Source organism: Limnothrix sp. HT2024 (assembly GCF_059138625.1).
In genome coordinates this window covers 102581-117533 of the sequence record NZ_CM181121.1, presented here as the reverse complement: position 1 = coordinate 117533, position 14953 = coordinate 102581, and the positions used below count along the sequence as shown (strand labels likewise).

Here is a 14953-nt window from a genome sequence, read left to right as displayed (position 1 = left end):
TGCAAAAGATTCTCGTTTCTAACGATGCCTAAACCTATAAAAACCCCTCCCAACTAAAGATCCAGCCCATCAACAACTCAAGACAAATCTGCCCGATCAGCCGATCGCTTACCGTTCCCAATTTGCAACAAACTGAAATAATTAACAGGATTATTTTTATCGAATTGTGTCAGATCCTAGAATTGCAGATCAGCGCCAATCGGCGATCTGGTAAAAGTGCCTAGAGAGCAAGCGTTTTCGAGTTTCCATCCTCATCCAACCCAGCCGCAGGAGAGAGTACCGGATGTTCACCTACGTCAAGCCCGCCGTGCGCCACGTCCAACCCGAAGATCTTCGGGGGCGGTCTTTAGTCAAGGTGGTCTACGTCGTTCTGGAAGCGCAGTACCAGAGCGCCTTGACGGCAGCAGTCAAGTCGATTAATGCCAACAATCCGAATGTGGCCGTGGAAATCAGCGGCTATTTGATTGAAGAGCTGCGTAGCCCCGAAAATTACGAAGCCTTTTGTGATGATGTGGCCAGAGCCAACATCTTCATTGCTTCGCTGATCTTTATTGAAGACCTAGCCGAAAAGGTGGTGGCCGCCGTGCAGCCCCACCGCGATCGCCTTGATGCGGCGGTGGTGTTCCCCTCCATGCCCCCGGTGATGCGGCTGAACAAGCTCGGCACCTTCTCGATGGCGCAATTGGGCCAGTCCAAGAGCGTGATCGGCGAATTCATGAAGAAGCGCAAACAGCAAAACGGCAGCGGCTTTGAAGACGCAATGCTGAAGCTGTTGCGGACGCTGCCGAACGTGCTGAAATTCCTGCCCGTCGAGAAGGCCCAGGATGCCCGCAGCTTCATGCTCAGTTTCCAATATTGGCTGGGTGGCTCGCCGGAAAACCTGGAAAACTTCCTGCTGATGCTGGCCGATAAATATGTCTTCAAAACAGACAAATCGGGCCGCGATCAGTCACGCGAAAAAATTGATTTGGACTACGCCGAGCCGGTGACCTATCCCGACATGGGAATTTGGCATCCGCTGGCTCCCAAAATGTTTGAGGATACGAACGAGTATTTGGCTTGGTATCGCAGCTCGCAGGTAGTGCCCGATGCGGTGCGGGATCCCGATGCACCCTGCGTGGGCTTGGTGTTGCAACGGACGCACTTGGTAACGGGCGACGACGCGCACTATGTGGGCATGGTGCAAGAGTTTGAAGCCCAGGGCGCGAAGGTGATCCCGGTGTTTGCAGGGGGCTTGGACTTCTCGAAGCCGGTGGATGAGTACTTCTATCTGCCGAGCAAGAATGGCGGTGAACCGACCACGATCGTGGATGCGGTGGTGTCCCTGACCGGGTTTGCCCTGGTGGGCGGCCCGGCGCGGCAGGATCACCCGAAGGCGATCGAGTCCTTGAAGCGGCTGAACCGGCCCTACATGGTGGCGCTGCCGCTGGTGTTCCAAACCACCGAAGAGTGGGAAGAGAGCGAGCTGGGCTTGCACCCGATCCAAGTGGCGCTGCAAATTGCGATTCCTGAATTGGATGGGGCGATCGAGCCGATCATCGTCTCCGGTCGCGACGGCAACACCGGTAAGGCGATCGCCCTGCAAGACCGAATCCAGGCGATCGCTGAGCGGGCCCTCAAGTGGGCCAACCTGCGCCGCAAACCGAAGCTGCACAAGAAGGTGGCGATCACCGTCTTCAGCTTCCCGCCGGACAAGGGCAATGTGGGTACGGCGGCCTATCTGGACGTGTTTGGCTCAATCCACGAAGTGCTGCAAGGGCTGAAGCGCGAAGGCTACGACGTGCAAGACGTGCCCGAGTCGCCCAAGGAGCTGATGGAAGCCGTCCTGAAGGATGCCCAGGCCCAATACGCCAGCCCCGAGCTGAACGTGGCCTACCGGATGAGCGTGCCGGAATACGAAAAGCTGACCCCCTATTCCAAGAAGCTGGAAGAAAACTGGGGCAAGCCGCCGGGGAACCTGAACAGCGATGGCCAAAACCTGCTGGTGTTCGGGAAGCATTTCGGCAACGTGTTCATCGGTGTACAGCCCACCTTTGGGTACGAGGGTGACCCGATGTTGCTGCTGTTCTCGCGATCGGCGAGTCCCCACCACGGGTTCGCCGCCTACTACACCTACCTGGAAAAGGTCTGGGGCGCGGATGCAGTGCTGCACTTCGGGACGCACGGATCGCTGGAGTTCATGCCCGGTAAGCAAATCGGCATGTCCAACGACTGCTATCCCGACAGCCTGATCGGCTCGATCCCCAACCTCTACTACTACGCCGCCAACAACCCCAGCGAAGCGACGATCGCCAAGCGCCGGGGCTATGCGGAAACCATTTCCTACCTGACCCCGCCCGCCGAAAATGCCGGTCTCTATAAGGGTCTGAAGGAACTGAGCGATCTGATTGGTTCCTACCAAACCCTGAAGGATACGGGTCGCGGCCCCTCGATCGTCGATGCGATCATTGAGCAAGCCCGCGCTGTCAACTTGGATAAGGATGTGGAGCTGCCGGAAACGGCCGGTAAGGATCTCAGTTCCGAGCAACGGGATACGGTGGTGGGTTCCGTTTACCGCAAGCTGATGGAAATCGAGTCGCGCTTGCTGCCCTGCGGTTTGCACGTGATTGGCAAGCCACCGACAGCCGAAGAAGCGGTGGCGACCCTAGTGAACATTGCCGCCCTCGATCGCCCCGAAGACGGGATCATCGCCCTACCCCGAATCATCGCCAACAGCATCTATCGCGACATCGAAGAAATCTATCGCAACAGCGATAAGGGCGTGCTGGCCGATGTGGAGCTGTTGCAGCAAATCACCCTGGCCACCCGCACAGCGGTGAAGGCGATGGTTGATGCCCAAATCGACACCGATGGTCGCCTCTCGAAACTGGCGAAGTTCAACTTCTTTGGCTTCGGAACCCAGAAACAACCTTGGGTTGATGCCCTGAGCGAGGCTGGGTTTAACAATGTTGATCGCGACTCCCTAAAACCCCTGTTCGAGTACCTGGAATTCTGCCTGCAGCAAATCGTGGCCGACAACGAAATGGCCTCCCTGCTGCGGGCCCTCGAAGGCGAATACATCCTGCCCGGCCCCGGTGGCGACCCGGTGCGGAACCCGGATGTGCTGCCCACCGGCAAGAACATGCACGCCCTCGATCCCCAGTCGATTCCGACCACGGCGGCGGTGCAGTCGGCCAAGGTGGTGGTCGATCGGTTACTCGATCGGCAACGGGCCGAAAACGACGGCGCATACCCCGAAACGATCGCCTGCGTCCTCTGGGGAACCGACAACATCAAGACCTACGGCGAATCCCTAGCGCAGATCCTCTGGCTGGTGGGCGTGAAACCCGTGCCCGATGCCCTGGGTCGTGTCAACAAGCTGGAACTCGTGTCCCTTGAAGAACTGGGTCGCCCCCGGATCGACACGGTGATCACCTGCTCCGGCGTATTCCGGGATCTGTTTGTGAACCAAATGGCTCTGCTCGATCGCGCCGTCAAGATGGCCGCCGAAGCCGACGAGCCGTTGGAAATGAACTTTGTCCGCAAGCACGCCCTAGCCCAAGCGGCAGAACTCGGCATTAACCTGCGCCAAGCCGCCACCCGCGTGTTCACCAACTCCTCCGGCTCCTACTCCACCAACGTTGGTCTAGCGGTGGAAAACGGCACCTGGGAACAGGAAAAAGACCTGCAAGACATGTACCTGTCGCGCAAGTCCTTCGCCTTCTCCGCCGACAACCCTGGCGAAATGGAGCAGTCCCGCGAGTTGCTGGAACGCGCTCTCAAGACTGTGGACGTGACCTTCCAAAACCTGGATTCGTCGGAAATCTCCATGACCGACGTGTCGCACTACTACGACTCCGACCCGACCAAGGTGGTGGCCAGCCTGCGCGGTGACGGCAAAAAGCCCGCCGCCTACATGGCCGACACCAGCACCGCCAACGCCCAAGTGCGCACCCTGTCGGAAACCGTCCGCTTGGATGCCCGCACCAAGATGTTGAATCCTAAGTGGTACGAAGGGATGCTGTCCCACGGCTACGAAGGGGTGCGCGAGCTGGCCAAGCGCCTAAACAACACCCTGGGCTGGAGCGCCACAGCGGACGCAGTGGATAACTGGGTTTACGAGGACACAAACGACACCTTCATCGCCGACCCCGAAATGTGCAAACGGTTGATGGATCTGAATCCTCACTCCTTCCGCCGGATGCTGGGCACGCTTCTGGAAGCCAACGGCCGCGGCTACTGGGATACGAGCGATGAAAACCTCGATCGCCTGCGCGACCTCTACCAAGAAGTGGAAGACCGCATCGAAGGCATCGAGTAAGCGCCGTAGACTCTATTGTGAGTCTCAGCTAGACTAAACTTCGGGGGTAGACAGGTTGCTGTCTACCCTTTGTTGTATGCGATAAGCTGATGATTAGACCTCTTGCACGAATCAGCTAACAGCCCCCCTTGGGAGAGGGATTGAGGATGAGAGTCTTGATTGATGCAAGAGGTCTAATTCTTAGCGGTGGCCATCGGTCGAGGTCGCACCCATAACCTGCGGCTTTGGCGTGAGAGCGCGTTTCGCCTAGCCCCAGACCGGCTGTGTCTCGCGGATAGTGGGTATCAAGGGCTAGCTCGTCACCATGAAGCTACGATCGCCCGTTTTGGTAGAAGCTAGCAAGCTTGTTCGCGAGGGCCATTTTTTGACTGGTGCAGTCCGTTTCACGCATTCGGCGGCGCAGCAGCTCCGTGGCGCTATACATCAGGGCTTGGGCTTGGTCTGCATTACCCAGGGCCCGATACGTGTCGATCGCCCCTTGGGCCGCTTCCAAGTACCAATCTGGATGGCGATCGGGTGTGAGGAAATTGAGGGCTTGTTCAAAACAGAGCCGCGCTTCCTGCAAGTAGGGAAAGGCATCGGAGTGGCGCTGGCCTTCATCAACATGGGCCCGGCCCTTGTGATAGTGCAAAATGCCGCAACCGAGGGCATAGTCTGGGGCTTGGCGATCGAGGGAGTCGATGCCCTGATTCCAGTTTTTGAGGGCGGCCGCGTAGCCGTGGAGCCGCAAAAGGACACAGCCCCGATTAGCCCAGGATTTCCAGTGACTGTTTTGGGTGAGGGCCAAGGCGCGATCGAAAGCGGTCACTGCTTCGCCTAACTGTCCCAAGCTATCTAAAGTGAGGCCACAGTTATTCCACACATCGGGATTATTCGGATCGCTAGCCAAAGACTGGTGAAAGGCTTCCAGGGCTTCCTGGTGGGCCTGTTGGCTATCGAGGGCAATGCCCAAGTTATTCCAAGCTTCGGCATATTGAGGATCCAGGTCGATCGCCCGTTGATAGGCTTCGCGGGCTTCCTGGGTGCGGCCCAAATCTTCGAGCAAGTTGCCACGATAGTTCCAGGCTTCCTTGCAATGGGGATCGATCGAAAGAGTGCGCTCAAAGGACTCGAGGGCTTGGGTTCGTTGACCGAGCTTTTTCTGAAGCAGTCCCCGAGCAAACCAGGCCGCACTGGCGGTGGGTTGCAACTCCAAAGCCCGTTCATAGGCGGCGGCGGCCTCGCTCCAGCGGCCTAGGGTTTGCAGCAACCGCCCACAATCGAGCCAGGCGTTGACAACGTTGGGATCAATGGCCAGAATGTGGCGATAGGCGGCGAGGGCTTCCTCGTGGCGTTCCATGGCCGTGAGGGCGTGGCCATAGTTTCCCCAAAGATCCATCTGGTGTGGAATTTGTTGCAGGAGTGCCTCCAACTCCGGGAGGGCTTCGGCGTAGGCCTTGGCTCCCACCAGGGCGATCGCCCGGCCGTGGCGGGCAATGGTTAGGTCGGATTGGATATCCAGGGCCCGTTCAAAGGCTTCGATCGCCCCAGGATAATTGCTGGCTTCGAGCTGCTGAAGCCCCAGATCCAACCACTGCTGCAACAGCCAGTCCGCAGAATGCTCGGGCATGACGGTTACTTCGCTGACCATCTCTTCTGGCGGCACTGGGGGCAACCAATCCGCTCCCCCAATTGCCCCGGGCGCAAGAGGTGGCGGCCCAAATAGGGTCACCCCGGGCGACGACGCACCATTAAACGGATCGGAAAAGGATAGGGGTTCCACAGGCTGATCGACGAGCTAACGCGCAATAGGGATCCAAAAGACGGAATTCAGCGAGGTTAGGCGATCGAGCGGTTTCGGGTGACAAGGGGCGATCGGGGATCGTTGGGGTCAGTCAAGCACGCTCATGTTGACATCAGGAATACCAAGCTCAACCCATTCCGTCAATTCCCTAACCGACAAATTGACCCAACTGTCAGCAGTTCCTGGGATTTAGCGAACATTTTGGGCAACAGGGTCTGTTTTGATCGACTTTGATCGACGGCTTGGGCTTTTTTGTTTCGTTGGGGCCGTTCTCAGGTTCTATCGGCGGCGACGGGGGCGATCGCGGCGATCGTCCTCAAAGTTCTCGAAATCGTTGTTCTCAAAGTCGTCTTCCAGATCATCAAACCGCCCGCGCCCCTCGGAGGCATCACGCCGATCATAACGGGCCAGGGCCCGATCGCGCGGATCCGGGCGGCGGGCTAAGCCGGTCTCCTGGCTCGGGGCCGGACGACTGGGCCGACGCGATCGACGATTCGGCGGTGGGTTGCTCAGCTCCCGGCTCACCTCCTCAAAGGCTTCCCGCTGCAACAGGGGGTAGTCACTGATCCAAATCCGGCGATCGGGAAGATAAAAATCAGCCACCTGGGCCACTCGGCTCAAGTCAGGGCGATCGGACAAAATCAGGGTTTGGGCCCGCATTCCCGGCTGAATGCCCTTGTGCTCACGGCGTAACGGAGCCTGCAAACGGGTTTCAAATCCCGTCTCGTCACCCACTTCCAAGTTGAGACAACGCTCCCGGTTTTCCACAATCACCAACTCGCCCTGGCGGTTCACCGTTTCCTCTTGGCCCACCAGCTCTTCGGTCACATAAACATCCAGAATTTCCCCTTCCCAAAAACCGCAATAACCGAATTTGCGCACCTTGCCATTGCGGAGGCTGGCCCAATAGATGGGGGCCCAAAACCAGTAGAGCGCTGCCGCAAACCCCAGCACAAACCAAATGGGGCCCGTTGCATCGCCCGTGGCCAGGCTCCCCAACCAGGTCACCACCATGCCCACCACGGAGATGGCCAGGCGGCGAATGAAGTCTGCCGGTTGCCCCCAATAGAATTGGTATTGCGGATAGGTGGCGATCGAGGGAATCAGTCGATCGAAAGCGTCACGGGTGAGCGGAACCAGCATAGGTTGTTCGGCGGTGGTTCTGAGGAAGTTTCTGAGGAAGTCATTAAGGCGAGTGGGCAGGGTTCAGCGATCGGAGGGCAACGTCAGTCGCCCTCACAAGGGGCTTAGGGCCTGTCGTCAAATCGCCTGAAACCCTGATTCCACCGTTGGCAGATCGTGAGGGACAAGGGGCTTAAGCCCCTTGTTACAACGACGGGGGACGGAAAATCAACCGCTTCAGCATCACCTCGAACAATGACGACACCCCCTAAGCCCCTTGCTGCCAAGTGATCGGGTAACGGCAACAGCCATTGAACTTGACCGATCGACATCAGGTTGTCGCGCTGTTACAGCAGTTTTTCGAGACCATAAACCAAGCACTTCAGGTCAATCAGCTTCCGAATCGTCAGCAACACACCGGGCATATAACAAGCCCGATCGCTCGTGTCGTGGCGCAGCGTGTAGATTTGGCCCGGCGCACCGAAGATCACCTCCTGGTGAGCGATTAAACCCGGCAAGCGCACGCTGTGAACATTGATATTGTCGCCGGCCAAGCTGCCCCGCGCACCGGGAATCAACTCCTTTTCTTCCACCTGTGCCGGATTGAAGGTTTTGCCCAATCCAGACATCAGTTGCACCGTTTGCAGGGCCGTGCCGCTGGGTGCGTCGGCTTTTTGGTTGTGGTGCAGCTCAATGATTTCCACATGATCGAAATATTGGGAGGCTTGAACCGCAGCCTGCTGAAGCAACACCATCCCGATCGAGAAGTTGGGAATGATGGCGCAACCGGTGCTGGCCTTGTCGGCAAATTCCGCCAACTCGCGCACCTGTTCCTCACTCAGCCCCGTTGTGCCGATCGCGGGTCGAATGCCATAGGCGATCGCCGATCGCGCATTTTCATAGACCGAACTGGGGTGCGTGAAATCCACCATCACGCCCAACTGTCGCTCTTGGGCCGCCATGGCCAAAGTCGCTTCTAGTTGATCCAAAATCGGCACTTCCAAGGGGCCGCAACCGACCACTTCGCCCACATCCTGGCCCACTAGCTCCGGTGCGCGATCGACCGCCCCAATGAGGGTCATATCGGGTGCAGCCGCCACCGCCTTCACCACCTCACGGCCCATCTTGCCAGCCGCACCAACCACCACTACCGGAATTGGGGAATTTTGAGTCATGCCCATTCACCGCCGCGTTAAAGACAAACAGAATTAGTCAACCAAGCTCAATCAGTCAACCAAATCAAACCAACCAAATCAAACCGGCTAGGGCCTGTCGTCATTTCCATCGCCGTAGGGGTTGGGTCTCCCAACCCTAACCCGGGTGATCGCTACAACCCTGCCCACCCCTGAGAACACCCAAGGATCACGGGAATGGGCGAGGAAACCTCGCCCCTACGACTGATTGGTTTGAAGAACGAGGTCATCAGGATTGCAGGCCATTTGACGACAAGCCCCCAATCAAGCCAACCAAGACCAACAACCTAAAACAAATGGGCAACCTAAAACAAACTCCTGCACCAACCTCTGAAATTTGTCAGCCCCTGAAAATCAGCAAGCGAAGACCAACAAGCCACCCCGAACCCACCCAAAACTGTCGCCCGGGCCCGGGCCAATGTTCACGCTTCGCTCACAGTCGATCAAGTATTTTCGGAGCACCGTATTAATTGCTACTTAGCTAATCTCGGAGTCTGAAGATGCGACTGGAGCGCTCTTTGCGTTGCAATTTGGTTATATTAGACCCGAAAATATCCATTTTTCGCAAGAATAACGACGATGGACAGAGATCATCAGCCAGGACATAACCGTGATTATGCGGAACATGATCCAAGAATGCTTCTTCGCCAGAAGCTAGGTCAGCGATAAGATATTGGTAGTTTGCCGTGATGCGGCTTCGTTTGCGCCTCAGCTTTTGAGGAGAGCCTTGTGACTTTCTCGATCGACCCGTCTGCCGAGAGTTTGCCCGACGGTGCAGAGAGACCCGTTCTGCGTCCTGATTGGTCGGTGGCCCGCTCCAGTCTGTTGATCGTGGACGATCGAACGGACGATCGAACTCTTTTGCATCAACTTCTAGCGCGTGAGGGCTATCACATCCTGCTGGCGGATAATGCCCATCAGGCTTGGCAACAACTGAAGCACCATACCTTTGACCTCATCCTATTGGATGTGTATCTGCCCGATCGCAGTGGCTTTGCCCTGTGCGAGGAACTGAAAACCAACCCAGAAACTGCGGATATTCCGATTATTTTCACCGGTAGCTCCGATGGCAGCCTAGATAAAATCCAGGCCTTCAAAGTGGGTGGTGTTGATTATTTAATTAAACCCTTTGCCCTCGAAGAAGTGTTGGTTCGGGTTAACACGCACCTGAAAATTCAGCGTGCCACCAAGCTGGTCGCCGAACAGAATCAACGTCTGCTGGCGGAAATTGCAGAGCATGAGAAAACCGCCGCTGTTTTGCGCGAACAAAAGCAATATTTGCGCATCATTTTAGATAATATTCCTCAGCAAATTTTTTGGAAAAACGCTGACTTAGTTTTTCTGGGTTGTAACCGCAGTTGGGCGGAAGCATCCGGTTTGGGAGATCCTGAAAGTGTGATTGGCAAAACCGATCAGGACTTAATTGAAGATCCAGCCATTGCGGAACAATTTCGGGCCCAAGATCGCCGGGTGATTGAGACCAATCAACCCATTTCCCATCAACTACTACGGAAGTATCGCCACGCCGAAGGGGGCCAGCCCATCTGGTTAGATTGCTACCGAGTGCCGATTCGAGATGAAGCGGGTCAGGTGATTGGGGTTTTAGGCGTTTTGGATGATATTACCGATCGCAAGTTAGCGGCCGATGCCCTGCAAAAGGCAGAGGAAAACTATCGCAGTATTTTTGAAAATGCCCTGGAAGGAATCTTTCAAGCTACTTGGGAAGGGCGATTTATGAGTATCAATCCGACCTTGGCCCGCATCTGTGGCTATGGATCTCCGCTGGAGATGATGGAATCAATTACCAACGTGGGACAACAGCTTTACGTGCGATCGCACCGTCGCGAAGAGTTTTTGGCTTACATGGCCCAATACGGAGAAGTATCCAATTTTGAGTCAGAAGTTTACCGGAAGGATGGCCGGCGAATTTGGATTTCTGAAACCGTTCGCAGTGTTTATGATTCCGGGGGCAAGTTTCTTTATTTTGAAGGCATGGTGCAAGAGATTACCGAACGCCGCAAAACGGAGCTGGAATTACGGCAACAGCGGCAACAATCGGAGCAATTATTGCTGAATATTTTGCCCCAAAAAATTGCCCAACGCCTGAAAATGCAACAGACGGCCATGGCCGATCGCTTCGAGTCGGCAACGGTGCTGTTTGCGGACATTGTGGGGTTTACGGAATGGGCTTCCCAAATTCAAGCGGCGGAGTTGGTGTCCTGTTTGAATGACATTTTTTCGGAGTTCGATCGGATTGCTGAACGTTATGGGGTTGAAAAAATCAAAACGATCGGGGATGCCTATATGGCCGTGGGGGGCGTACCTTCGGCGCATCCTAACCATGCCATCAACACGGCGCGTATGGCTTTGGAAATGCAGCAGGCGATCGGGCAGTTTCAACGCAAAAATGGGCAAACGTTTCAGTTGCGAATTGGACTGAATACTGGCCCTTTGGTGGCGGGGGTCATTGGTATTCGCAAGTTTATCTATGATCTCTGGGGCGACACGGTGAATATTGCCAGCCGAATGGAATCTCAAGGGGAAGCGGGCAAAATTCAGGTGACGGCTTCCACGGCGGCCCTGTTGGGCGATCAATTCGTTTTGGAGCCGCGCGGGCCTTGGCAAGTGCGAGGCCGCGGGGAAATGCTCACCTATTGGCTGGTGGGCGAACGGCCGCCAGCGTCGGATCCCGATCTTTCCGAAAGATTCGGTGAAATAGCTGGTGATCCAAGGATGAGGAATCTTAGTAATTTTAGTGATTCTAATTCGGGTGATTTTGACCCCGATCGTGCGGATGGGAGCGATCGTTCAGCCGGCGATCGGCAAGCTGAGGACAGTCAGCACGGGGATTTTGATCCGGAGGATGATCCCAAGGATTTGAATTCGATCGATCATAATGGGCAGGGATCTGCCACCCCAGCCCAACCCAGGGCTGACCATGCCGTCGATCGCGCCACCGATGCCCATTCCTGAGTCTATTTCCAGCCCTTCATCAACCGAGTCTCCCTACGATTGGATGGCCAAGGCCCTCCAGACGATTCACCGGGCCCATTGGCATCGATCGCCCCAAACCCTCAGCGGCCGGCCGGGGGCTGTGGTGGAGCGCGACGGCCAAACCTTGATTAACTTCGCCAGCAATGACTATTTGGGACTGGCGGGCGATGGTCGGTTAATGGCCGCCGCGATCGAGGCGATTCAAACCAACGGAACCGGCAGCACTGGCTCACGGTTGATTACCGGCCAGCGAGCGTTGCACCGGGAACTGGAACAGGCGATCGCCCAACTGAAACAGACCGAAGACGCGATCGTCTTCAGTTCTGGGTATTTGGCGAATCTGGGCACGATCGCCGCTTTGGTCGGCCCGCGAGATTTGATTTTGAACGATGCCTATAACCATTCCAGCCTGATCGCCGGGGCCAAGCTCAGTGGAGCCACGGTGGTGGACTATCGGCATGGTGATTTGCAGGAGTTGGGCGATCGACTCCAAAGCCACCGTTCCCACTACCGCCGCTGCCTGATCCTCACGGACACAGTGTTCAGCATGGATGGGGACTTGGCTCCCCTGCCGGAAATTCTGGACATGGCGGAGGCCTTTTCTGCCATGGTGTTGGTGGACGAGGCCCATGGTACGGGGGTTTTTGGGGCCACGGGGGCCGGCTGCGTGGAGGCCCTGGGGTGTAGCGGGCGATCGCTGATTCAAATGGGAACCCTCAGTAAGGCCCTGGGCAGCTTGGGGGGCTATGTGGCCGGTTCGGCAACCTTGGTGGATTTTTTGCGCAATCGGGCCGCCAGTTGGATTTACACCACAGGCCTTTCGCCCGCCGACACGGCCGCCGCCCTGGCTGCCATTCGGATTGTGAACCAAGAACCCGATCGACGGGCCGCCCTTTGGCAAAACACCCGATCACTCCGGCAAGCTCTCCAGGACTGGTTAGCCACCCAACCCGCCGAACTCACCCAGGGCGATCGCGCCTGCCGCCTACTGCCCAGCGAATCGCCTATCCTCTGCTTGCAAGTGCCCAACCCGGCCACCGTCAGCCAATTGGGGCGATCGCTCGCCGAAGCCGGTCTGTGGATTGGAGCCATTCGACCGCCCACCGTGCCCACCAGCCGCCTGCGCCTGACCCTGATGGCCACCCACCAGCCCGAACATCTGGCCCAGCTCATGGCCGCCCTGCGATCGGCCATTCCCCTAGGAGCCTAAGGGGATGTTTGAAAAGTCTCTGAAAGCTCTGATTAAGCCCCAATAGTCGTAGGGGCAAGGGGCTTAAGCCCCTTGTCTGCATTGATCGTTAGCCCCTTGTCTGCATTGATCGTTAGCCCCTTGTCTGCATTGATCGCTGGGGTAAGCGGTGTATCAATTTTGGCTGCTCAGATCGCCTCATCAGGGGGGGGGAATGGCTCCCCGCTGCAACCTTAGGAAGGCAAATTTCTAGGGCTGTTAGTGACCTTTCCAGGCATTTTTCAAGGTCAATCAATCCCAAGTCTAAATTCATAACAAGCGTACCCTGGCAACTCCTAGAACCCGTTTGTGCTAAAATCTTGGAATGTTTTGAAGTTATAGGGCTTTAGGCAAATTTAACCTGCCTAAGATGTCCAATCTGGAGTGGAGCGAGCATGACCAGCAACTACGGGGCAGATCAAATTCAGGTTCTTGAAGGGCTTGAACCTGTCCGCAAGCGACCGGGAATGTACATCGGCTCCACCGGGCCGCGCGGTCTCCATCATCTAGTTTACGAGGTGGTGGACAACTCGATCGATGAAGCCCTCGCTGGTTATTGCACCCACATCGAAGTGGACCTGAATGCCAACGGCTCCGTCACCGTCACCGACGACGGCCGCGGCATCCCCGTTGATATTCATCCCCAAACCGGCAAATCCGCCCTCGAAACCGTGATGACCGTGCTGCACGCGGGCGGCAAATTCGGCGGCGGTGGCTATAAGGTATCCGGCGGTCTGCACGGCGTGGGCGTGTCCGTGGTGAATGCCCTCTCGGAAGAAGTAATTGTTGAAGTCAAGCGCCTGAGTCAACGGTACGTTCAACGCTACAGCCGAGGGATTCCCCAAGGCCCCTTGACCAGCGAACCCAGCGACGATTCCCAAACGGGCACGCGGGTCACCTTTTTGCCCGATCGCGAAATTTTCATCACCGGCACGGAATTTGACTACGCCACCCTCGCCAGTCGGCTACGGGAGTTGGCCTATCTGAATGCGGGCGTGAAGATTACCTTCAGCGATCACCGGCTGGAGCTATTGCGCACCGAGCAGCCCAAGGTTGAAACCTACTGCTACGAAGGCGGCATTCGGGAATATGTGGCCTACATCAACCGCGATCGGCTGCCCCTCCATGAGGAAATTCTCTACGTGCAAGGGGAGCGCGACGGGGTGCATGTGGAAGTGGCCATGCAATGGTCGATCGATGCCTATACGGACAACCTATTCGGGTTTGCCAACAACATTCGCACCGTGGATGGCGGAACCCACCTGGAAGGGTTGAAAGCCGTTTTGACCCGCACCATGAACGCGATCGCCCGCAAGCGCAACAAACTAAAAGATGGCGATGCCAACCTAGGTGGCGAACATATTCGCGAAGGGCTGACGGCGATTATTTCCGTCAAAGTGCCCGATCCAGAATTTGAAGGACAAACCAAAACCAAACTCGGTAACCCCGAGGTGCGCGGCATTGTGGATTCCCTGGTGGGGGAAGTCTTCACGGAATATTTGGAGTTCCGGCCCGGCGTGGCCGACTCCATCTTGGAAAAGGCAATCCAGGCCTTTAATGCGGCCGAAGCGGCTCGCCGGGCCCGGGAATTGGTGCGCCGCAAGTCAGTGCTGGAATCGTCGCCCTTGCCAGGTAAGTTAGCCGATTGCAGCTCGAAGGATCCGTCCGAATCAGAAATTTTTATTGTGGAAGGAGACTCGGCAGGAGGTTCCGCCAAGCAAGGGCGAAATCGCCGATTCCAAGCCATTTTGCCCCTGCGCGGAAAAATCCTCAACATCGAAAAAACCGATGATGCCAAGATCTATAAGAACACTGAAATTCAATCGCTGATTTCCGCCCTGGGATTAGGCATCAAAGGCGAGGAATTTGATGTTTCCCAACTGCGCTATCACCGGGTGGTGTTGATGACCGATGCGGACGTGGACGGGGCCCACATTCGCACCCTGCTGCTGACCTTTTTCTATCGCTATCAACGGGAGCTGGTGGAGCAAGGACACATCTATATTGCCTGCCCACCGCTATACAAAGTGGAGCGCGGCCGCAATCATCAATATTGCTACAGCGATCGGGAGTTGCAGCAAATTTTGGCGGGCTTCCCAGCCAATGCCAACTACAACATTCAACGGTTCAAAGGTTTGGGTGAAATGATGCCCAATCAGCTTTGGGACACCACCATGAACCCGGAAACCCGCACCATGAAACGGGTGGAAATCGATGATGCGGCTGAGGCCGATCGGATCTTCACAATCTTGATGGGCGATCGGGTGGCTCCGCGCCGGGAATTTATTGAAACCTACGGGGCCAAACTGAACCTCACCGACCTGGATATTTAG

Annotated in this window: 7 protein-coding genes; 4 read left to right on the top strand and 3 right to left on the bottom strand. The window is 56.5% G+C overall.

Going from position 1 to position 14953, the window contains the following annotated elements; translation table 11 throughout:
- Positions 1-283 precede the first annotated feature (283 nt).
- Positions 284-4300: a magnesium chelatase subunit H gene (locus tag AC2IAX_RS00470; RefSeq protein WP_494388850.1), complete on the top strand. Its 4017-nt coding sequence runs from the start codon at positions 284-286 to the stop codon at positions 4298-4300.
- A 310-nt stretch (positions 4301-4610) separates the two neighbouring features.
- On the opposite strand, the gene AC2IAX_RS00465 is transcribed toward AC2IAX_RS00470, so the two are convergent.
- The 3 genes from AC2IAX_RS00465 to dapB all read right to left on the bottom strand — a co-directional run bounded on the left by AC2IAX_RS00465 (position 4611) and on the right by dapB (position 8380).
- Complete coding sequence (locus AC2IAX_RS00465) at positions 4611-6062, bottom strand: tetratricopeptide repeat protein (protein ID WP_494388849.1); 1452 nt, start codon at positions 6060-6062, stop codon at positions 4611-4613.
- Positions 6063-6362: 300 nt separating this feature from the next.
- A complete protein-coding gene (locus AC2IAX_RS00460; protein ID WP_494388848.1) occupies positions 6363-7226 on the bottom strand; it encodes a DUF8619 family protein in 864 nt (287 codons plus the stop codon).
- Between the two features lie 326 nt (positions 7227-7552).
- Entirely contained in the window at positions 7553-8380 is an 828-nt protein-coding gene (dapB, locus tag AC2IAX_RS00455) for a 4-hydroxy-tetrahydrodipicolinate reductase (protein WP_494388847.1), read from the bottom strand.
- Between the two features lie 747 nt (positions 8381-9127).
- On the opposite strand from dapB, the gene AC2IAX_RS00450 reads away from it, so the two are divergent.
- From AC2IAX_RS00450 to gyrB, 3 genes are all read left to right on the top strand, one after another.
- Positions 9128-11371 carry an adenylate/guanylate cyclase domain-containing protein gene (locus AC2IAX_RS00450; RefSeq protein WP_494388846.1) on the top strand — a complete coding sequence of 748 codons (2244 nt, stop codon included), beginning with the start codon at positions 9128-9130 and terminating at the stop codon, positions 11369-11371.
- Positions 11358-12602 (top strand): 8-amino-7-oxononanoate synthase, encoded by a 1245-nt coding sequence (gene bioF, locus AC2IAX_RS00445; protein ID WP_494390445.1) that lies wholly within the window; start codon positions 11358-11360, stop codon positions 12600-12602. Before AC2IAX_RS00450 ends, bioF begins: the two co-directional genes overlap by 14 nt.
- Before the next feature lie 413 nt (positions 12603-13015).
- A complete protein-coding gene (gyrB, locus tag AC2IAX_RS00440; RefSeq protein ID WP_494388845.1) occupies positions 13016-14953 on the top strand; it encodes a DNA topoisomerase (ATP-hydrolyzing) subunit B in 1938 nt (645 codons plus the stop codon).